Here is an 18,770-nt window from a genome sequence, read left to right as displayed (position 1 = left end):
GGTTTAGTCCTCCCCCAGGATCTGCGGCACCTTGAAACGCTGCTGCTCCTGGGCCGGGGCGCCGGAGAGCGCCTGCTCGGGGGTGAGCGAGGGACGGACCTCGTCCGGCCGCATGACGTTCGTCAGCGGCAGCGGGTGCGAGGTCGGCGGTACGTCTTGGTCGGCGACCTCGCTGACGCGGGCGACCGCGCCGATGATGTCGTCCAGCTGTCCCGCGAAGTGGTCGAGTTCTTCGGGCTTCAGCTCCAGACGCGCCAGCCGGGCGAGGTGGGCGACCTCCTCGCGCGTGATGCCAGGCATGCAGCGATCCTCTGGGTGAGAGTGTGTGGTTTGGGGCCAATCCTATGGGGCGGGCCCGGGTGCCCGTGAAACGGTTTGCCGTGACACCGTCCGCACCGGTGCCGCGCCCCTCCCGGGTGCGGCCGTTTCCCGGGGAGGCGAAGGCTACTCGGCGGCGGGCAGCGCGGCGCGCGGCCGCTGCCAGCCGCGGGTGCCGCGGGCCAGCAGCCAGGCGGTGGCCTCGTCCGGGGGCATCGCCGCGGCGACCAGCCATCCCTGCACCGCGTCGCAGCCCAGATCCCGCAGCCGCTCCCACGTCTCGTCGTCCTCCACGCCCTCGGCGACGACGAGAAGGCCCAGCGAATGGGCGAGGTCGACGGTGCAGCGCACGATCTCCGCGTCCTCGGCGTCGACGGCCAGCCGGGCCACGAAGGAGCGGTCGATCTTCAGCTCGCTGACCGGCAGCCGGCGCAGGTGCACCAGCGAGGAGTAGCCGGTGCCGAAGTCGTCGAGGGACATCTTCACGCCGTGCGCGGTGAGGCCGGCGAGGGTGTCGGCGGCCCGCTGCGGGTCCTCCAGCAGGACGTGTTCCGTGATCTCCAGCTGGAGCGCACCGGCGGGGACCCCGTGCCGGGCGAGTCGCGCGGCGACCGATCCCGCGAATCCGGGGGTGTGGACGTCGCGCGGGGAGACGTTGACGGCGACCGGGACCCGCAGCCCCTGCGCACGCCACCGGGCGACCTGCGCGAGAGCGGTGTCGAGGACGTACTCCGTCAGATGGGGCATCAGGCCGGAGGACTCGGCTATCGCTATGAACTCGTCCGGCGGGACCTTGCCGCGCTCGGGATGCACCCAGCGGACCAGCGCCTCCAGGCCGGCGACCTGTCCGTCGAAGCGGACCTTGGGCTGGTAGTGCAGCTGCACCTCGCGCGCGTCCAGGGCGCGGCGCAGGTCGCCCAGCAGGCCGAGGCGGTCGGGGGTGTTGGAGTCCCGCTTGGACTCGTACACCTCGACGCCCGTACGGTCCCGCTTCGCCTGGTACATCGCCACATCGGCCCGGCGCAGCAGTCCTTCGGCGTCGAGGGCGTGGTCGGGGAAGACGGCGACACCCGCGCTGGCCTCCAGGACGAGGGTGAGGCCGTCGAGGTCGAGCGGGGAGCTGAGGGCGGCGACGAGGCCGCGGGCGACGCGCGTGGCCGACGTGGTGGAGTCGGCGACGGGCAGTAAGACGGCGAACTCGTCACCGCCGAGGCGGGCGGCCTCGGCGCCGCGCGGGAGGGCGAGGCGCAGCCGGTCGGCTATCTGGAGCAGCAGCCGGTCCCCGGCGAGATGTCCCAGGGTGTCGTTGACCGAGCGGAAACGGTCGAGGTCGATCAGCATGAGGGCGGCGCGGGCGCCGATGCGCTCGGCGTCGTCGAGGGCGGTCCAGATCCGCTCCAGCAGCCACTGCCGGTTGGGCAGCCCGGTCAGCGGGTCGCGCAGCTGCTCCTCGGCGCGGGCGCGGGCCATCCACAGCGTGGAGTCCAGGGCGATGAGGGGGATGGCGAACAGCGGGAGCAGGACCGGCTGGGCGTCGGCGACGACGCAGAGCAGGGGCGCGATGCCGAGCAGGGCGACGGCGACCAGACCGTGTCTGACCAGGGCGGTGCGGGCGACGGTGGGCACCCCGCCGCCGCGCGGGGCGTGCAGGTACCACAGCAGGCCGCGGCTGACGGCGAGATAGGCGCACGCGACCAGGACGACCTGGGGGGCCGTCGCGAGGGTCCAGGTGCCGGGCCGCCAGGGCTGCTCGACGCTCGGGACCCGGCCGAACGCGCCGAGCAGCAGGGCGCCGGCGCCGATACCGAGGATGTCGACCGCGCCGTGCAGGACGCCCTGCCGCCAGCGGTGCCGGCGGGCGATGCCGACCAGGACGACCACGGTGAGGCTGACCAGACCGGCGGGCACCCAGCCGTACAGCAGCAGGACGGCGAGGGTGAGGGCGGCGCCCGATCCGGTGCCGCCCGACCAGCGGGCGCGGCCCAGCATGACGAGGTGGCCGACGATGACGCCGGTGAGCAGCGCCAGCGCCCAGCCGAGCGTGCCGCAGGGGAAGAGGGCGTGGTGACCGGCGTAGGCGCGGTAGAAGCCGGCGCCCAGGACGAGGCCGGCGGCGGCGACGACGGCCGCGGGCAGCGCCGGCCAGGACGGGTGCCGTTCGGTGTCGGCGCCGGACAGGCCGGAAGCGGACTCCATGGCCCGGGACAGCGGGGCGTGCGCCTCGGCGGCGGGGGCCGGTCCGGCCGGGCGCGGCTGCCCGCCCGGCCGTCCGCCGGCCGGCCCGCTCCACCGGATTGCCCGCCACGCGCCCGCGCGGCGGCGCAGGCGCAGCCATGAGTCCGGGGCGACGCTCTCGGTCGGTTCCATTCCCGTCCCTCTCACAGCCGGCGGTGCCCACGCCACGCGGTCCGATGCCCGACAACCATCAGCGGCTCCGCGCCGAAGAAACCCTCCCCGGGCCTCTTCGGAGCGCGGGGATGCCCCAGCCGCAGCCGGGCACGGCAGGCGCACACCTCAACAGTAGGCCGCGGAAGGCTTCCACGGGCAGCGGTCTTCGACGGTTGCCCGAATGCGCCCGGGCCACCCGTATGCAACTGGTATGCGCCGATCGGGTGGCCTTCAACCGCTACTCCTCGGTCGGAAGCGCGACTTCGGCCGCCGCTTCGGGCCCCTGCTCCAGAAGGACGCCGAAACCGTCCTCGTTGAGGATCGGAACCTTCGCCTGTACGGCCTTGTCGTATTTCGATCCGGGGTTGTCACCCACAACGACGAACGAGGTCTTCTTCGATACCGAACCGACCACTTTCGCACCCCGGCTCTGGAGTGCCTCCTTGGCGCCGTCCCGGGTGTGGTTCTCCAGCGTGCCGGTGACGACGACCGTGAGCCCCGCCAGCGGGCGCGGCCCCTCGTCCTCGCCGGACGACTGATCCTCCAGGGGGACTCCGGCGGCCTTCCACTTGCGGACGATCTCGCGGTGCCAGTCCTCGGCGAACCACTCCTTGAGCGCGGCGGCGATGATCGGGCCGACGCCGTCGGTGGCCGCCAGCTCCGCCTCGGTCGCCTGCTCGATGCGCTCGAGGGACCGGAACTCGCGCGCGAGGGCCTGCGCGGCCACCGGGCCGACGTGCCGGATGGACAGTCCGTTCAGGAAGCGCGCCAGCGGACGGGACTTGGCGGCCTCGATGTTGGCCAGCAGCGCCAGGGTGTTCTTCTTCGGCTCGCCCTTCTGGTTGGCGAAGACCGTGACGACCTTCTCCTCTCCCGTTCTCGGGTCGTGCTTGGGCAGCCCGCTGTCGGGATCGAGGACGTGGGCCTTGATGGGCAGCAGCTTCTCGACCGTCAGGTCGAACAGGTCGCCCTCGTCCACCAGCGGCGGGTCGGCCGGCTCCAGCGGGCGGGTGAGCGCGGCGGCGGCCACCTCGCCGAAGTGCTCGATGTCCAGGCACTCACGGCCGGCGAGATAGGAGACACGGCCCCGCAACTGGGCCGGGCAGGCGCGGGCGTTGGGGCAGCGGAGGTCGATGTCGCCCTCCTTCATGGGCCGCAGCGGCGTGCCGCACTCCGGGCACTCGCCCGGCATCACGAACTCCGTCTCGGTCCCGTCCCGGAGGTCGACCACCGGGCCGAGGATCTCCGGGATGACGTCACCGGCCTTGCGGATGACGACCGTGTCGCCGATGCGGACGCCCTTGGCCCGGACGACCTCCTGGTTGTGCAGGGTCGCGAACTCCACCTCGCTGCCCGCGACCGTGACCGGCTCGACCTGGGCGTACGGCGTGACGCGGCCGGTGCGTCCGACGCCCACCTTGATGTCGATGAGCTTGGTGTTGACCTCTTCCGGCGCGTACTTGTAGGCGATCGCCCAGCGGGGGGCCCGCGCGGTGGAGCCGAGCCGCCCCTGGAGGCGCAGCTCGTCCAGCTTGACCACGACCCCGTCGATCTCGTGCGCGACGGAGTGGCGGTTCTCGCCGTAGTACGCGATGAACTCCCGTACGCCGTCGAGGCCGTCGACGACCCGGTTGTGCGGGGAGGTGGGCAGACCCCAGCTCTTCAGCAGCTCGTAGGCCTGCGAGAGCCGGGTCATGCCGGTGTAGCCCTCCAGGGCGCCGATGCCGTGGACGACCATGTGCAGCGGGCGGGTGGCGGTGACCCGCGGATTCTTCTGGCGCAGCGAACCGGCGGCGGCGTTGCGCGGGTTGGCGAAGGGCTTGTCGCCGGCCGCGACGAGGCGTTCGTTCAGTTCGAGGAACTTCTCCATCGGGAAGTAGACCTCACCGCGGATCTCCACCACGTCCGGCACCCGGTCACCGTCGAGGCGGTCCGGGATCTCCGCGATCGTCCGGACGTTCGGCGTGATGTCCTCGCCGGTGCGGCCGTCGCCCCGGGTGGCCGCGCGCGTGAGCCGGCCGTTCTCGTAGGTGAGGTTCACCGCGAGGCCGTCCACCTTCAGTTCGCACAGGAAGTGGTAGGCCTGGCCGCCCAGTTCCCTGGCGATGCGGTCGGCCCAGGCGGCCAGCTCGTCGTCGTTGAAGGTGTTGTCGAGCGAGAGCATCCGCTCGCGGTGCTCGACCGCGGTGAACTCCGTCTCGTACGCCCCGGCGACCTTCTGGGTCGGCGAGTCCGGGCTGCGCAGCTCCGGATACTCCTCCTCCAGGGCCTCCAGAGTCTTCAGGAGCGTGTCGAACTCCGCGTCGCTGATGACGGGAGCGTCCTTCACGTAGTACCGGAAGCGGTGCTCCTCGATCTGCTCCGCCAGCCGCACGTGCCTCTCGCGGGCCTCGGCGGGCACCGCCGTCGTCTCCGCCTGCTTGTCGCCGGCCACCGTGTTGTCCTCCCGTTACTCTGGGTTGTCCGCGAGGGATCTCGCCGCCTGGGCGCAGTGGGCGAGCGCCTGGCGTGCGTAGCCCGGGGAGGCGCCCGCCAGACCGCACGCCGGGGTGACCGTGACCGCCTCCGCGAGCAGCCCCGGATGCAGCCCCAGCCTGCGCCACAGCGTCCTGACACCCATGACGCTACCGGCAGGGTCCGACAATGGGCCGTCCGTGCCCGGCACGACACCGGCGAACAGCCGGGTCCCGCTCTCGACGGCCTCGCCGATCACCTCGTCGTCACGCTCGGTGAGGAGCGCGAGATCGAAGGAGACGGCCGCCGCGCCGGCCCGCCGCAGCAGCGCGAACGGCACGTCCGGGGCGCAGGAGTGCACGACTACGGGTCCGCCGCCGTTCACCCCGACGACGTCCCGGAGCGTGGCCTCCACGACCTGCCGGTCCACCGTGCGGTGCCTGCGGTAGCCGCTGGCGGTCCGCACCTGTCCGCGCAGCACGTCGGTCAGGGAGGGCTCGTCGAGCTGGAGGACGATCCGGGCGCCGGGGACGCGGCGCCGCACCTCGTCCAGGTGCAGGCGCAGTCCCTCGGCGAGCGAGGCGGCGAGGTCCCGGCACGCACCGGGGTCCGACAGGGCGGCCTCGCCGTTCCTCAGCTCCAGGGCCGCGGCCAGCGTCCAGGGCCCGACGGCCTGCACCTTCAGATCGCCCTCGTAGCCCTGCGTGAACTCCTCGACGGCGTCGAGGTCCTCGCCCAGCCAGGACCGGGCCCGCCGGGTGTCCCGGCCCGGCCGGTCGCCGATCCGCCAGCCGCTGGGCTCCACGCGCGCGTACAGCTCGACCAGCATGCCGGCGGTACGGCCGATCATGTCGGCGCCGGGTCCGCGCGCGGGCAGCTCGGCAAGGAAGGGGAAGTCCTCGAAGGACCCGGTGGCGGTCCTGGCGGCCTCCCGGGCATCGCCACCGGGCAGGGACCCGACACCGGTGGCGCCACCGAACCTGAACACGCTGTTTTCGCTCACCGGGGCAGCCTACGGAACCCGGCGGCCCGGATCAGCGCCCCGGTCGTACCGTCAGGTCGTTGACCTCCGCGTCCCGCGGCAGGTCCAGGGCCATCAGGATCGTCGTGGCGACCGACTCGGGGTCGATCCACCGGGCCGGGTCGTACTCCTCGCCCTGCTGCTGGTGGACCTTGGCCTGCATGGGGCTGGCGGTGCGGCCGGGGTAGACGGAGGTGACCCGGACACCGGCCGCGTGCTCCTCCTGGCGGAGGGAATCGGCGAGCGCCTTCAGGCCGTGCTTGGAGGCGGCGTAAGCGGACCAGCCGGCGTGGGCGTTGAGGCCGGAGCCGGAGTTGACGAAGATCACATGGCCGCGGGCCGCCCGCAGCTGCGGCAGGAAGTGCCGGGTCAGCTCGGCGGGGGCGATCAGGTTGACGTTGAGCTGGTGGTGCCAGGACTTCGGGGTCAGGTCGCCGACGTCACCGAGGTCGACGACGCCGGCGATGTGCAGCAGGGAGTCCACGCTGCCCGGGAGTGTCTGGTGGGAGAACGCCCAGGACAGCCGGTCGGGGTCCGCGAGGTCGCCGACGAGGGTGCGGGCGCCGGGGAACCCGGCGGCCAGTTCCCTGGCGCGGCCCGCGTCGCGCGCGTGCAGCACGAGGTCGTCCCCGCGCGCGTGCAGCCGGCGGGCCACGGCCGCGCCGATGCCGGAACCGGCTCCGGTGATCACATGAGTAGCCATGCCCGCCATGCTCGCATCAGCGGGCGCCGGGCACGGCGGCGGCCGCTCAGGTCGCGGACTCCAGGTACCGGAGCGCCGCGGCGGGCTCCTCGGCGAAGAAGACCAGCTCGGACAGCGGGCGGGGCAGGAAGCCCTCGGCCTCCATGCGGAGGAACTGCTGCTGGAGTCCGTCGTAGAAGCCCGCGGTGTTCAGCAGCACGACCGGCTTCTCGGTGCGGCCGTGCTTCTTCAGTTCCAGGATCTCGGTGGCCTCGTCGAGCGTGCCGGTCCCGCCCACCATGATCACCACGGCGTCGGCCTTCTCCAGCAGCAGTTTCTTGCGCTCGGCGAGGTCGGCGGCGATGACCATCTCGTCGGCGCCGGGCCGCGCCTTGTTCGCCAGGAACTCCACGGAGACGCCCAGCAGCCTGCCGCCCGCCTCCTGCACGCCGTCGGCGACCACCTTCATCAGGCCGACGTCCGAGCCGCCCCAGACCAGGGTGTGGCCGGCCCTTCCGATCAGTTCGGCGAACGCGCGCGCGGGGCCGGTGTACCGCTCGTCGAGGTCGGCGGCGGACAGGAAGACGCAGATGTTCATGGCTCCTACCGTACGGTGACCGGCCCGGGCGGGAAGAAGCGCGGCCCGCGCGGTGCTGACCCGGTATGACCCGAGGACACACGATCACGATCGAGAAGAGCGGGCGGCACGTGCGCGTGGAGCGCGACGGCCTGGTGCTCGCCGAGTCCGACCGCTCGCTGGAGCTGCGGGAGACGGGCTGTCCGGTGCGGTACTACGTCCCCGCCGAGGACGTGGCGCTGGACCTGCTGGCTCCCTCCGACACGCACACCGTCTGCCCCTTCAAGGGCACCGCGTCGTACTGGTCCCTGCCGGACGCTCCCGACCTCGTCTGGGGGTACCCGGACCCGAAGCCGGAGGTCGCCGAGATCAAGGACCACTACTGCTTCTACGACGCCGAGGTGTCCTGACCGGCCGGTGCCGGGGCCGTGCGGGGGCGGCCCGCACGGCCGGGGAACGGACGTGGTGGGCGGGCTCAGACCGCCGCCGCCGCGCGCGTGGTGGCCGCGATCGTCGCCGAGCCCACCACGCGCGTGCCGTCGTACAGCACGATCGCCTGGCCGGGGGCGACCCCGCGGACCGGCTCGGCGAAGGTGACCCGCAGCTCGCCGCCGGCCGGTTCGGCGGTCACCTGCGTCTCGCCGCCGTGCGCACGCAGCTGGGCGGTGTAGGTGCCCGCGGCGGTGGGGGCGGTGCCGCACCAGCGGGGCCTGATCGCGGTGAGGGCGGTGACGTCCAGGGCCTCGGCCGGGCCCACCGTGACGGTGTTGGTGACCGGGGAGATGTCCAGGACGTAGCGGGGCTTGCCGTCGGCGGCCGGGGTGCCGATCCTGAGCCCCTTGCGCTGGCCGATGGTGAAGCCGTACGCGCCCTCGTGCGTGCCCAGCCGGGTGCCGGACTCGTCCACGATGTCGCCCTCGGCCCTGCCGAGCCGGCCGGCCAGGAAGCCCTGCGTGTCGCCGTCGGCGATGAAGCAGATGTCGTGCGAGTCGGGCTTCTTGGCGACGGCCAGGCCCCGGCGCTCGGCCTCCGCGCGGATCTCCTCCTTCGTGGTGACCGTGTCGCCGAGCGGGAACAGCGCGTGGGCGAGCTGCTTCTCGTCCAGCACGCCCAGCACGTACGACTGGTCCTTCGCCATGTCGGAGGCGCGGTGCAGTTCGCGAGAGCCGTCCTCGCGCACGATCACCTTGGCGTAGTGGCCGGTGCAGACGGCGTCGAAGCCGAGGGCCAGCGCCTTGTCCAGGAGCGCGGCGAACTTGATCTTCTCGTTGCAGCGCAGGCACGGGTTGGGGGTGCGGCCGGCCTCGTACTCGGCGACGAAGTCCTCGACGACGTCCTCGCGGAAGCGGTCGGCGAGGTCCCAGACGTAGAACGGGATGCCGATGACGTCGGCGGCGCGCCGGGCGTCGCGCGAGTCCTCGATGGTGCAACAGCCCCGCGCGCCGGTACGGAAGGACTGCGGGTTCGCGGAGAGCGCGAGGTGGACGCCGGTGACGTCGTGGCCGGCTTCCGCGGCGCGCGCGGCGGCGACGGCGGAGTCGACCCCGCCGGACATGGCGGCGAGGACGCGGAGGGGGCGGGTGCGCTGCGGGGTGTCAGTCATAGCCCTTCCAGGGTACGGGGACGCGGGAACCGGATGGGCCGGGCAGCCGTTGAGGACGGCAGGGGCGACGAGGGGGTGACGATGGCGACGCGGACGGGGACGGGGACGGGCGACTCGGACCGGCGGCTGGGGCGGCGGGCCCTGCTGGCCGGCGGGGCCGCCGCGGCTCTGGGCACGGCCGTGCTGGCCCGGGAGGAGCTGGCGCGGCTGTGGTGGCGGCTGCCCGGGGTGGAGCGGTCCCGGGTGGCGGGCGCGGTGGACTTCCAGGGCGCGCGCTGGGTGGCGGCCTCCCCCGCGAACTACCGGCGGGCGGACCGGCCGGACGACTATCCGGTGGACCGGGTGGTCGTCCATGTCACCCAGGGCGGCTACGCGTCGGCGGTGAAGGTCTTCCAGGACCCGGCGCACGGAGCGGCGGCGCACTACGTCGTGCGCCGGGACGGGCGGGTCACCCAACTGGTCCGGGAGCTGGACGTCGCCTTCCACGCGGGCAACCGGGAGTACAACGAGCGCAGCGTCGGCATCGAGCACGAGGGCTTCGTAGAGGACGCCTCGTCCTTCACGGACGCCCTGTACACGGCCTCGGCACGGCTGACGGCGGCGATATGCCGGCGCTACGGCATACCCGCCGACCGTGCGCACGTCGTGGGACACGCGGAGGTGCCGGGCACCGACCACACGGACCCGGGCCGGTTCTGGGACTGGGAGCGCTATCTGCGGCTGGTCCGCGCCGCACACCCGGGAGCCCCGGCGGCCGGGTGAGCCCCCGACCGGTCCGGCCTTCCGGCCGGTGGGCTTCCGCGGCTAGGTGAGCCCCGCCGCGCGGGCCCGTTCCACCGCGGGGCCGATCGCCTTGGCCACCGCCTCGACGTCGGCCTCGGTGGAGGTGTGGCCGAGGGAGAAGCGCAGGGTGCCGCGGGCCAGGTCCGGGTCGGTTCCGGTGGCGAGGAGGACGTGACTGGGCTGGGCGACGCCGGCGGTGCAGGCGGAGCCGGTGGAGCACTCGATGCCCTGGGCGTCCAGCAGGAGCAGCAGGGAGTCGCCCTCGCAGCCGGGGAAGGTGAAGTGCGCGTTGGCCGGCAGGCGGCCCCCGGGGGCGGGGTCGCCGCCGAGGAGCGCGTCCGGCACGGCCGTGAGGACGGCGTCGACCAGCCGGTCGCGCAGGGCACCGATCTCGCGGGCGAACCGCTCCTGCCGCCCGGCGGCGAGCCGGCCGGCCACGGCGAAGGAGGCGACGGCCGGGACGTCGAGCGTGCCGGAGCGGACGTGGCGCTCCTGGCCGCCGCCGTGCAGGACGGGTACGGGGGTGTGCTCGCGGCCGAGGATCAGGGCGCCGATGCCGTACGGGCCGCCGATCTTGTGGCCGGACACCGTCATCGCGGCGAGACCGGAGGCCTCGAAGCCGACCGGGACCTGACCGAAGGCCTGGACCGCGTCGGCATGCAGCGGAACGCCGAACTCGGCGGCGACCTCCGCGAGTTCGCGGACCGGCATGAGGGTGCCGATCTCGTTGTTGGCCCACATCACGGTGGCCAGGGCGACGTCGTCGGGGTTGCGGGCGATGGCCTCGCGCAGGACCTCGGGGTGGACGCGGCCGTGGGAGTCGACGGGAAGGTACTCGACCGTCGCGCCCTCGTGCTCGCCGAGCCAGTGCACGGCGTCCAGCACGGCGTGGTGCTCGACCGGGCTGGCCAGGACCCGGGTGCGGGCCGGGTCGGCGGCGCGGCGCGACCAGTACAGGCCCTTGACGGCTAGGTTGTCGGCCTCGGTGCCGCCGGACGTGAGGACGACCTCGCTGGGGCGGGCGCCCAGCGCTTCCGCCAGGGCCTCCCGGGATTCCTCGACCGTGCGGCGGGCCCGGCGCCCGGAGGCGTGCAGGGCGGACGCGTTGCCGGTGATGCTCAGCTGAGCGGTCAGTGCCTCTGCCGCCTCCGGGAGCATCGGGGTCGTGGCGGCGTGGTCGAGGTATGCCATGGTGACGCCGATTCTACGTGGCCCCCACGGCCGGCTCCGGCCGCGCCGGGCGGCGTCCGGCGCCTCACAGGCTCCAGGACACCGTGCCGGACATCTCCATGGCCGCCACCAGGACGGCGAGGTCGGCGACGCCGAGGGCCAGACCCAGGCAGGCGCGGCCAGGGCGGCTCGTGCCGCGCCACAGGGCGGCCGCGGCGAGGACGACGGCGACCGGCCCGAGGAAGAGGTTGAGGACGAGCAGGCCGAGGAGGCCGAGGATGAAGGACGCCACGGCCATGCCGTCGGCGTCGCGCATGCGCGGGCGGGTGCCGGTGCGGGGCACGGCCGGTGCGGTGAGGTGCATGGGTGTCAGCTCCTGATGGTCCTGATGGTCCTGGTGGTCCTGGTGGTCCTGGTGGTCCTGGTGTCTGCGTGGCTCCGGCGGCCCCGCCGGTTCCGTGTGGGGCCCCGGTGCCCGCGGCCGGTCAGTTGGCCGAGGGCCGGCGGCGGCCGTGGCGCTCGCGGAGCGCGAAGACGGCGAGCCAGACGACGATGACGGCGGCCAGGGCGGCGGTGACGGTCAGCGGCGCGTGGGCCACGGTGCCCAGCACGACACCGAACAGCATGAGAGCGGCGACGAGGAACAGCATGGGATCGGATCCCCCTCAGGAATACCTCGTGTGCGGCCGGCGTGTTCGGCCGGTGTGAAGTTTGGGTGAACAGTTGTAGTAACAGTTGTTCACTGACTTCGAGTCTAGCGCCTCCGACGGCTTTCCAATTCTGGAGAACAGTTGTTAACTGGATGACATGAGTCACACCCTCGGCATCCGGCAGGCCCAGAAGCAGAAGACCCGGCAGGCCTTCCTCGACGCGGCGCTCGCGCTGCTGGAGGAGCAGAGCCTGAGCAGCCTGGGCCTGCGCGAGGTCACCCGGGCCGTCGGCGTCGCGCCGACCGCCTTCTACCGGCACTTCCGCTCGACCGCCGACCTCGGTGTGGCCCTGGTCGACGAGGCGCTGGGAAGTCTGCATCCGATGGTGCGGACGACGGTGTCGACGACGGGTGACAGCGAGGAACGCATCACGCGCGCCGTCGAGCTGATCGCCCGTCACGTCGCGGCGTACCCGGCGCACGTCCGCTTCATCGCCCGGGAACGGCACGGCGGCGTGCAGCCGGTGCGCGAGGCCATCCGGGACCAGCTGCTGCGGTTCGCCGAGGAGGTGAAGGCCGAGCTGGCCGGGGACCCGGAGGCGGCGGGCTGGAGCGACGACGACCTGCTGATGCTCGCGCACCTCTACGTCGACCAGATGCTCATCACCGCCTCCCTGTTCCTGGAGGCGCTGGAGGCTCCGGAGGAGGAGCGCGAGCGGGTGACCCAGCTGGCCACCCGCCAGCTGCGGCTCATCACCATCGGCCGCGGCCACTGGCTCGACTGACCGCATACGGGTGAGGGGCGGCCCGGGAGCCGCCCCTCACCCCGCTTCCGCGCCGCTCAGCCGAGCCTGACGCGGGCCAGCTGACGGGACTGGGCGACCAGACGGTCCTCGCTGTCCCAGACCTCGGCGTCCTCCTCCAGGAAGCCGCCGGCCAGATTGCGGGTGGTGATCGCGACCCGCAGCGGGCCGGGGGCCGGACGGTGGCGGACGTGGACGGTGAGTTCCACCGTGGGGACCCAGCCCCGCAGGCCGATCTCGAAGGCCGTGGGCGGGAGGGCGTCCACCGCGAGGAGCAGCGACAACGGGTCGGCGTCGCGGCCGTCGGCGAGGCCGAACCAGGCGCGCATCTCGCCCCTGCCGGAGGGCGCGCCGAGTGCCCAGCCGAGGGTGCCGGGGTCCAGCTTGAGCATCAGACGGTCGGCGATCGCGGAGCTGCCGGGGACGGGCGCCGGCGCGTCGTCCGGGCCGAAACACCGCTCCAGCGGTGGGATCGCGGGCGGGGTGGCCGTCGTGCGCACGTCGTCGGGGAGGGTGGCGAGGTCGCCGTAGGAGGCCAGGACGCGGATGCGTTCGACCTCGTTGCCCTCGTCGTCGTACTGGAAGAGCGAGGCCTGGCCGGTGGAGAGGGTGCGGCCGGTGCGGACGGTCCCGGTGCGGACGACCGCCGGACCGGGCTGCGAGGCGGTCAGGTAGTGCGCGGTGATGGTGAACGGGTCCGGATGCGGGAGGGTGTCCGCGAGGGCCCGGCCGAGTACGGCCAGCAGATAGCCGCCGTTGACGGCGTTGATGATGGTCCAGCCGGCCGAGAGGTCGACGTCGTAGACGCCGGGCTCGCGCCGGGCGACCGCGGTGTCGCGGTCGAACTCGCTGTCGCCGATCACGGCGCGCCTGGCCGGGGCGGAAGTCGCTTCGGGCATGGGGAAACGGTACAGCAGCAAACTACTAAGCGGTAGCTTTCTTTGTTGCGGGCGGATGGCGCGACCCGGCCAAGGGTAAGAGTTCCGGCCTCCGGGTGAGCTTCCGGCAATTTCTCGGTAAGTGTCAGGACACGTCCACAACCCCCGGCCGGTGATTCCCCTCTATGGGGACATGAGCCTCACCGGGACTCCGTTCCTCTACACCACCCTCGTGCTGTCGGTGGTCGCCCTCGTACTGCCGCTCGTCCTGTGGTCGCGGATGCGCGGGCCCCGGCCTCTGCGGGCCGTGGCCCGGATCCTCATGCTGCTGTTCGCCCAGGGTACGGCCGTCACCCTGGTCTTCGTACTGGTCAACAACCAGAACAACCTGTACGACAACTGGGCGGACCTGCTCGGCACCGGCAACCACGTACAGGAGGCCGCCGACCTCGGCCGGGACGGCACCGGCGGCATCGCCGTGAAACGCCTGCCCCGGGTCAGGCAGACCTTCCGGGCGGCCGACGGACCCGGCATGCGCGCGGCCGGCGGAGTACGGGTCACCCAGCTCCGGGGCCGGGTCTCCGGTGTGAACGCCGAGGTGTACGTCTGGCTGCCGCCGCAGTACGACGATCCCGCCTACCGCCACAAACGGTTCCCGGTGGTCGAACTGCTGCCGGGCTACCCCGGGTCCGCCAAGGCCTGGTTCGGGTCGATGCGCACCCATGAGCAGCTGCTGCCGCTGATGCGGAGCGGCCAGGTGGCGCCGTTCATCCTCGTCGCCCCGCGCACCAACCTGCTGGCCGGCGTCGACACCGGCTGCGCCAACGTCCCGGGCCAGGTCAACGCCGACAGCTGGCTCAGCGTCGACGTGCCGAAGATGGTCACGGACAACTTCCGGGCCCAGCCCGCGCCCCGGGGCTGGGCGGTGGCCGGGTACTCGGCGGGCGCGCACTGCGCGGTCAAGCTGGCGGTGGCCCACCCCGGCCGGTACCGGGCCGCGGTGAGCATGTCCGGCTACAACGACCCGATCGGCGAACGCAGTTCCCTCGCCGCCCAGACCCCCGCCCTGCGCGCCGCGAACAACCCCTACCTGCTGCTCAGGCGGGCGGCCGTACCGCCCCCCGTCGCGCTGTACCTCTCCGGCGAGTCCGGCGACGGCTACCAGGCGGGCGAGGCCCTGGCGTCCGCCGCCAAGGCGCCGACCACCGTGCACGTGGTGTTCCTGCCGCGCAGCGCGGGCGGCCACACGATGGCGCTGTGGCGGCCGCAGGTCCCCGCGGCCTTCCGCTGGCTGACCCTCCAGATGGGCCAGAACCGCGCCGGCGGGCAGGACGGGTCCCTCGCCGGCTCTACTCCTCGGTCACCGTCGAACGCCGGTTCCACGCACGCGGCGCTCGCCAGTGGAAGCGCATCGCGAGCAGACGCAGCACGAAGGCGGTGACGACCGCGAGTCCGCTGGTGAACGGGGTGAGGGCGCCGTAGCGGATGCACAGCACGACCATGGTGGCGCCGACGATCGCCGGGACCGCGTACAGGTCGCGGTCCCAGCGCAGCAGCGAGGGCACCTCGTTGGCCAGCACGTCCCGCAGCACGCCGCCGCCGACGGCGGTGGCCAGGCCCAGCGTGGCCGACGCGGTCAGGCCGAGGCCGTAGCTGTACGCCTTCGTCGTACCGCTGACGCAGAACAGGCCGAGGCCGGCCGCGTCGAAGACGAGCACCGCGGACTGGATGCGCTCGACGTGCGGGTGCAGGAAGAAGACGACGAGCGTGGCGAGCAGGGGCGTCAGGAAGTACCCGAGGTCCGTGAAGGCGGTCGGGGGCACGGCCCCGATGACCAGGTCACGGATCATCCCCCCGCCCAGCGCGGTGACCTCGGCGAGGACGGCGATGCCGAAGACGTCGAAGTTCTTCCGGACGGCCAGCAGGGCGCCGGAGATCGCGAACACGAAGATGCCGATCACATCGAGCGTGTGCTGGACGGAGGGACTGAAGAGTTGCTGGAGCTGCACCCTGCCATTCTCACCTGCCGGCGAGACGGAACCTTACAAAGCCAGGCTCACAGGGCGGGTTTCCCTGTGGTGAACAGCCAGGTGTCGAACAGGTCGTCCAGCTGCTGTCCGCTGATCCGCTCGGCGAGGCGGACGAAATCGGCGGTGTCCGCGTTGCCGTACCGGTGCAGCGCCGTCCAGGCGGGCAGCAGCCGGAAGAAGGCGGTGTCGCCGATCCGCTCGCGCAGTGCCTGGAGCGCCATCGCGCCGCGCTGGTAGACGGCGGAGGCGAACATCGTGTCCCGCTGCGGGTCGGCCACCTCGATCTGCCAGAAGGCGGAGTCGGCGGGGCGGGCGTTGTAGGCGGCGAGGAAGGAGTCGTGGGCGGCGCGGGTGCCCTGGTGCTCCGCCCACAGCCACTGGGCGTAGGTGGCGAACCCCTCGTTGAGCCAGATGTCCTTCCACCGTGCCACGCTCACCGAGTCGCCGAACCACTGGTGGGCCAACTCGTGCACGATGGTCGTCTCGCTGCGCACCGCCGAGTAGGCGGGCTTGCTCTGCACCTCCAGCGAGAACCCCGCCTCGGGCATGTCGTCCACGATCGCGCCGGTCTCCTCGAAGGGGTACGGCCCGAAGAGCTGCGACCAGTAGTCGGTGACGGCGGACGTGACCGCGTACACGTCGACGCTGTTGCCGTTCTTCAGCACGGGGTCGACGGCGACGTAGACCGGGATGCCGCCGGGGGTCCGCCCGGTGCGCACGTCGAACTTCCCGATGGTGGCGGTGGCGAGGTAGGTCGCCATGGGCCTCGACTCGCGCCAGTGGGTGTACGTCGAGCCGCCCCTGACGTACGTCGACACCAGCCGGCCGTTGGAGACGGCCGTCAGCCCCTCGGGCGCCTTGATCCGGATGTCGTAGGTGGCCTTGTCGGAAGGGTGGTCGCTGGACGGGAACCAGGTGGAGGCGGCGTTGGGCTCACAGGCGACGAAGACGCCGTCGTCCGTCTTCATCCAGCCGTACCGGGAGCCGAAGACGATGGGCCCGCCGAGGGACTGCGGTACGCCGCCGTAGGTGACGGTGACCCGGAAGTCCCTTCCCTCGCGCAGGCTGTGCCGCGGGGTGACGGTGACCTCGTCGCCGTCGCGCGTGAACTCGGCCCGTCTGCCGTCGACCTCGATCCGCGTGATCTCCAGCTGCTGGAGATCGAGGTCGAAGGAGGAGAGGGTGCGGGTGGCGCGGGCGGTGAGGGTCGTACGGCCGTCGAGGCGGCCGGTACCGGGGGTGTAGGCGACGTCCAGGTCGTAGTGGCGGGCGTCGAAGCCGCCGTTGCCGAGCCGGGGGAAGTAGGAGTCGCCGATGCCGGGGGCGCCCTGGGTGGGGGCGGCCGAGGCGGCGATGACGAGGAAGGAGGCCGCCGCGGTGGCGAGGGCCCCCAGACGTGCCGAACGGGAGAGTGCCATGAGTCGTCCCTTTCGAGCATGTGCCGGTCAGTGGCCTGACACGGACGACTCTGCGCTCTCCCGTTCGGGCATGTACATGACTTTGCCCAGTCGTCATGTGCTACTCGTCGGAAACCTCCGCGGCCTCGTCACCGGCACGGGCCCCACCGACTTCGGCACCACCGCCGGCCGAGGCCTCCGTGGCCGAGGGCTTCTCAGCCAGGGGCTTGTCGGCCGCGGGCTTGTCCGCCGCGGGCTCGGCCGCGGGCTTGTCCGCCGCGGGCTTGTCCGCCAGGGGCTTCTCGACCGCGGGCTTCTTCGCCACGGGCTCCGTGGCTGCGGGCTTGTCCGCCAGAGGCTTGTCGGCCGCGGGCTTGGTCGCCGCGGTCTTTGGGGCCGCCGGCTTCTTCGCCACGGGCTTCGCGGCCGCGGGCTTCTTCGCCACGGGCTTCGCGGCCGCGGGCTTCTCCGCTGTGGGTTCCGCGACGGTGGGCACCTCGGCCGGGGGCTCCTCGGCCGAAGCCTTCTCGGCCACCGGCTCCGTGGCCGCGGGCTTCTCCGCCGAGGGCTCCCCGGCGGTAGGCACCTCCGCCGAGGGCTCCTCAGTCACCGGCTCCCCGGACGAAGCCTTCTCCGCCGAGGGCTCCCCGACGGTAGGCACCTCCGCCGGGGGCACCTCGGCCGCCGGCTCCTCGGCCGGAGCCTTCTCCGCCACGGGCGCCTCCGACGAAGCCTTCTCCGCCGCGGCCTCTTCGGTCGCCGGCACCTTCGTGGCCGACGTCTTCGCGCCCGGTCCGGTGTGCGCGCCGGCGGTTCCGGCCGCCTCGGACGCGGCCACCGCTTCCGGTGCCGCCGAGGTCTCCGCCGTCTCCGTCGCCTCGGCCGTCTCCGGCGCCGCCGTCTTCCCGGCAGCCACCTCGGACACCGGCTCCTTGCCCGCCGCACCGGCGGAGGCCACCGCCGACGACAGCAGGACCGTGTCCTGCGGTGCCTGGTCGGCGAAGTTCTCCGGGTGGTGGCAGGCGACCCGCTGACCCGGCCTCAGCTCCACGAGCTGCGGCTCGGTCGTCTGGCAGATCTGCGTCGCCTTCCAGCAGCGGGTGTGGAACCGGCAGCCGGAGGGCGGGGCGATCGGCGACGGGACGTCACCGCGGAGCAGGATGCGCTCGGTCTTCTGGCCCCGGCGCTTGGGGTCCGGGACCGGCACCGCCGACATCAGCGCCTTGGTGTACGGGTGCATCGGCGCCTCGTACAGCGAGTTGCGGTCGGCGAGTTCGACGATCTTGCCGAGGTACATCACCGCGATGCGGTCCGAGACGTGCCGGACCACGGAGAGGTCGTGGGCGATGATCACATAGGTGAGGCCGAGTTCCTGCTGGAGGTCGTCCATGAGGTTGACGACCTGCGCCTGGATCGACACGTCCAGCGCGGAGACCGGCTCGTCGGCCACCACCAGCTTCGGCTTCAGGGCGAGCGCGCGGGCGATGCCGATGCGCTGGCGCTGACCGCCGGAGAACTCGTGCGGGTAGCGGTTGTAGTGCTCGGGGCTGAGACCGACCAGTTCGAGGAGCCGCTGGACCTCCTTCTTCACCCCGCCCTCGGGCTCCACGCCCTGCAACCGGAAGGGCGCGGAGACGATGGAGCCGATGGTGTGCCGCGGGTTCAGGGAGCCGTACGGGTCCTGGAAGATCATCTGGATGTCGCGGCGCAGCGGGCGCATCTGCCCGGTGCCCAGCCGCGTGATGTCCCGGCCCTCGAAGGTGATCTTTCCGCCGGTCGGGTCCTGGAGCCGGGTGATGACCCGGCCCATGGTCGACTTGCCGCAGCCCGACTCGCCGACCACGCCGAGGGTCTCGCCCTTGCGCACCTCGAAGTCGATGCCGTCGACGGCCTTCACGGCGCCGACCTGACGCTGGAGGATGCCCTTCTTGATCGGGAAGTGCTTGATCAGCCCCTCGACCCTGAGCAGCACGTCACGGTCCTCGGGGGCCGTCGCCTGCTGCGGGATCACGGCCTC

The 18,770-nt window shown here is 72.7% G+C and carries 18 protein-coding genes; 4 read left to right on the top strand and 14 right to left on the bottom strand.

The features are described from left to right. Window positions 1-3: 3 nt before the first annotated feature. The 6 genes from gatC to ABZ117_RS26800 all read right to left on the bottom strand — a co-directional run bounded on the left by gatC (window position 4) and on the right by ABZ117_RS26800 (window position 7,461). A complete protein-coding gene (gene gatC / locus ABZ117_RS26825; RefSeq protein ID WP_031117542.1) occupies window positions 4-300 on the bottom strand; it encodes an Asp-tRNA(Asn)/Glu-tRNA(Gln) amidotransferase subunit GatC in 297 nt (98 codons plus the stop codon). A gap of 144 nt (window positions 301-444) precedes the next feature. Further along, window positions 445-2,685, bottom strand: a complete 2,241-nt coding sequence (locus tag ABZ117_RS26820; protein WP_356824357.1) for a bifunctional diguanylate cyclase/phosphodiesterase — start codon at window positions 2,683-2,685, stop codon at window positions 445-447. Between the two features lie 259 nt (window positions 2,686-2,944). Then, window positions 2,945-5,140, bottom strand: a complete 2,196-nt coding sequence (ligA, locus tag ABZ117_RS26815; protein ID WP_356824356.1) for an NAD-dependent DNA ligase LigA — start codon at window positions 5,138-5,140, stop codon at window positions 2,945-2,947. 15 nt (window positions 5,141-5,155) lie between these two features. Beyond that, the gene (locus tag ABZ117_RS26810; protein ID WP_356824355.1) at window positions 5,156-6,163 is read right to left on the bottom strand and encodes a methionine synthase; all 1,008 of its coding nucleotides are present in this window, start codon (window positions 6,161-6,163) and stop codon (window positions 5,156-5,158) included. Between the two features lie 31 nt (window positions 6,164-6,194). Beyond that, complete coding sequence (locus ABZ117_RS26805; RefSeq protein WP_356824354.1) at window positions 6,195-6,893, bottom strand: SDR family oxidoreductase; 699 nt, start codon at window positions 6,891-6,893, stop codon at window positions 6,195-6,197. Window positions 6,894-6,930: 37 nt separating this feature from the next. Beyond that, complete coding sequence (locus ABZ117_RS26800; protein ID WP_356824353.1) at window positions 6,931-7,461, bottom strand: TIGR00730 family Rossman fold protein; 531 nt, start codon at window positions 7,459-7,461, stop codon at window positions 6,931-6,933. A 65-nt stretch (window positions 7,462-7,526) separates the two neighbouring features. Here ABZ117_RS26800 and ABZ117_RS26795 point away from each other — a divergent pair, with 65 nt between their 5' ends. Further along, complete coding sequence (locus tag ABZ117_RS26795) at window positions 7,527-7,850, top strand: DUF427 domain-containing protein (RefSeq protein ID WP_356824352.1); 324 nt, start codon at window positions 7,527-7,529, stop codon at window positions 7,848-7,850. A 65-nt stretch (window positions 7,851-7,915) separates the two neighbouring features. Here the strand turns inward: ABZ117_RS26795 and mnmA are convergent, their stop codons facing one another. After that, window positions 7,916-9,043, bottom strand: a complete 1,128-nt coding sequence (mnmA, locus tag ABZ117_RS26790) for a tRNA 2-thiouridine(34) synthase MnmA (RefSeq protein WP_356824351.1) — start codon at window positions 9,041-9,043, stop codon at window positions 7,916-7,918. Window positions 9,044-9,124: 81 nt separating this feature from the next. On the opposite strand from mnmA, the gene ABZ117_RS26785 reads away from it, so the two are divergent. After that, on the top strand, window positions 9,125-9,805 hold the full coding sequence (locus ABZ117_RS26785; protein ID WP_356824350.1) for an N-acetylmuramoyl-L-alanine amidase: 681 nt from the start codon (window positions 9,125-9,127) through the stop codon (window positions 9,803-9,805). A gap of 42 nt (window positions 9,806-9,847) precedes the next feature. Here ABZ117_RS26785 and ABZ117_RS26780 read toward each other — a convergent pair whose 3' ends face one another. From ABZ117_RS26780 to ABZ117_RS26770, 3 genes are all read right to left on the bottom strand, one after another. Then, window positions 9,848-11,017 (bottom strand): cysteine desulfurase family protein, encoded by a 1,170-nt coding sequence (locus ABZ117_RS26780; protein ID WP_356824349.1) that lies wholly within the window; start codon window positions 11,015-11,017, stop codon window positions 9,848-9,850. Window positions 11,018-11,081: 64 nt separating this feature from the next. After that, window positions 11,082-11,360 (bottom strand): DUF4190 domain-containing protein, encoded by a 279-nt coding sequence (locus ABZ117_RS26775; protein WP_356824348.1) that lies wholly within the window; start codon window positions 11,358-11,360, stop codon window positions 11,082-11,084. A gap of 121 nt (window positions 11,361-11,481) precedes the next feature. Next, window positions 11,482-11,646: a hypothetical protein gene (locus ABZ117_RS26770; RefSeq protein WP_356824347.1), complete on the bottom strand. Its 165-nt coding sequence runs from the start codon at window positions 11,644-11,646 to the stop codon at window positions 11,482-11,484. A 157-nt stretch (window positions 11,647-11,803) separates the two neighbouring features. On the opposite strand from ABZ117_RS26770, the gene ABZ117_RS26765 reads away from it, so the two are divergent. Beyond that, the gene (locus tag ABZ117_RS26765; protein ID WP_356824346.1) at window positions 11,804-12,430 is read left to right on the top strand and encodes a TetR family transcriptional regulator; all 627 of its coding nucleotides are present in this window, start codon (window positions 11,804-11,806) and stop codon (window positions 12,428-12,430) included. 56 nt (window positions 12,431-12,486) lie between these two features. Here ABZ117_RS26765 and ABZ117_RS26760 read toward each other — a convergent pair whose 3' ends face one another. Then, complete coding sequence (locus ABZ117_RS26760) at window positions 12,487-13,347, bottom strand: thioesterase family protein (RefSeq protein ID WP_356824345.1); 861 nt, start codon at window positions 13,345-13,347, stop codon at window positions 12,487-12,489. A gap of 172 nt (window positions 13,348-13,519) precedes the next feature. Between ABZ117_RS26760 and ABZ117_RS26755 the strand changes: the two genes are divergently transcribed. Next, window positions 13,520-14,767 carry an alpha/beta hydrolase-fold protein gene (locus tag ABZ117_RS26755; protein WP_356824344.1) on the top strand — a complete coding sequence of 416 codons (1,248 nt, stop codon included), beginning with the start codon at window positions 13,520-13,522 and terminating at the stop codon, window positions 14,765-14,767. On the opposite strand, the gene ABZ117_RS26750 is transcribed toward ABZ117_RS26755, so the two are convergent. The 3 genes from ABZ117_RS26750 to ABZ117_RS26740 form a co-directional block, all read right to left on the bottom strand. Then, window positions 14,676-15,335, bottom strand: coding sequence for a trimeric intracellular cation channel family protein (locus tag ABZ117_RS26750; protein ID WP_356824343.1), 660 nt, complete (start codon window positions 15,333-15,335; stop codon window positions 14,676-14,678). The genes ABZ117_RS26755 and ABZ117_RS26750 overlap by 92 nt on opposite strands. Window positions 15,336-15,382: 47 nt before the next feature. After that, window positions 15,383-16,774 (bottom strand): M1 family metallopeptidase, encoded by a 1,392-nt coding sequence (locus ABZ117_RS26745; protein WP_356824342.1) that lies wholly within the window; start codon window positions 16,772-16,774, stop codon window positions 15,383-15,385. Window positions 16,775-16,874: 100 nt separating this feature from the next. Beyond that, window positions 16,875-18,764, bottom strand: a complete 1,890-nt coding sequence (locus ABZ117_RS26740) for a dipeptide ABC transporter ATP-binding protein (protein WP_356824404.1) — start codon at window positions 18,762-18,764, stop codon at window positions 16,875-16,877. Between the last annotated feature and the right edge of the window lie 6 nt (window positions 18,765-18,770).

It is taken from the genome of Streptomyces sp. NPDC006309 (assembly GCF_040613095.1).
Lineage (GTDB): Bacteria > Actinomycetota > Actinomycetes > Streptomycetales > Streptomycetaceae > Streptomyces.
This window is presented reverse-complemented; position numbering and strand designations above follow the sequence as displayed.

Bases quoted from the DNA above. Each gene is read 5' to 3' on its own strand.
- gatC (WP_031117542.1), bottom strand. From the start codon at position 300: ATGCCTGGCATCACGCGCGAGGAGGTCGCCCACCTCGCCCGGCTGGCG.
- ABZ117_RS26820 (WP_356824357.1), bottom strand. From the start codon at position 2,685: ATGGAACCGACCGAGAGCGTCGCCCCGGACTCATGGCTGCGCCTGCGC.
- ABZ117_RS26805 (WP_356824354.1), bottom strand. From the start codon at position 6,893: ATGGCGGGCATGGCTACTCATGTGATCACCGGAGCCGGTTCCGGCATC.
- ABZ117_RS26800 (WP_356824353.1), bottom strand. From the start codon at position 7,461: ATGAACATCTGCGTCTTCCTGTCCGCCGCCGACCTCGACGAGCGGTAC.
- ABZ117_RS26795 (WP_356824352.1), top strand. From the start codon at position 7,527: ATGACCCGAGGACACACGATCACGATCGAGAAGAGCGGGCGGCACGTG.
- mnmA (WP_356824351.1), bottom strand. From the start codon at position 9,043: ATGACTGACACCCCGCAGCGCACCCGCCCCCTCCGCGTCCTCGCCGCC.
- ABZ117_RS26785 (WP_356824350.1), top strand. From the start codon at position 9,125: ATGGCGACGCGGACGGGGACGGGGACGGGCGACTCGGACCGGCGGCTG.
- ABZ117_RS26780 (WP_356824349.1), bottom strand. From the start codon at position 11,017: ATGGCATACCTCGACCACGCCGCCACGACCCCGATGCTCCCGGAGGCG.
- ABZ117_RS26775 (WP_356824348.1), bottom strand. From the start codon at position 11,360: ATGCACCTCACCGCACCGGCCGTGCCCCGCACCGGCACCCGCCCGCGC.
- ABZ117_RS26770 (WP_356824347.1), bottom strand. From the start codon at position 11,646: ATGCTGTTCCTCGTCGCCGCTCTCATGCTGTTCGGTGTCGTGCTGGGC.
- ABZ117_RS26765 (WP_356824346.1), top strand. From the start codon at position 11,804: ATGAGTCACACCCTCGGCATCCGGCAGGCCCAGAAGCAGAAGACCCGG.
- ABZ117_RS26760 (WP_356824345.1), bottom strand. From the start codon at position 13,347: ATGCCCGAAGCGACTTCCGCCCCGGCCAGGCGCGCCGTGATCGGCGAC.
- ABZ117_RS26755 (WP_356824344.1), top strand. From the start codon at position 13,520: ATGAGCCTCACCGGGACTCCGTTCCTCTACACCACCCTCGTGCTGTCG.
- ABZ117_RS26745 (WP_356824342.1), bottom strand. From the start codon at position 16,774: ATGGCACTCTCCCGTTCGGCACGTCTGGGGGCCCTCGCCACCGCGGCG.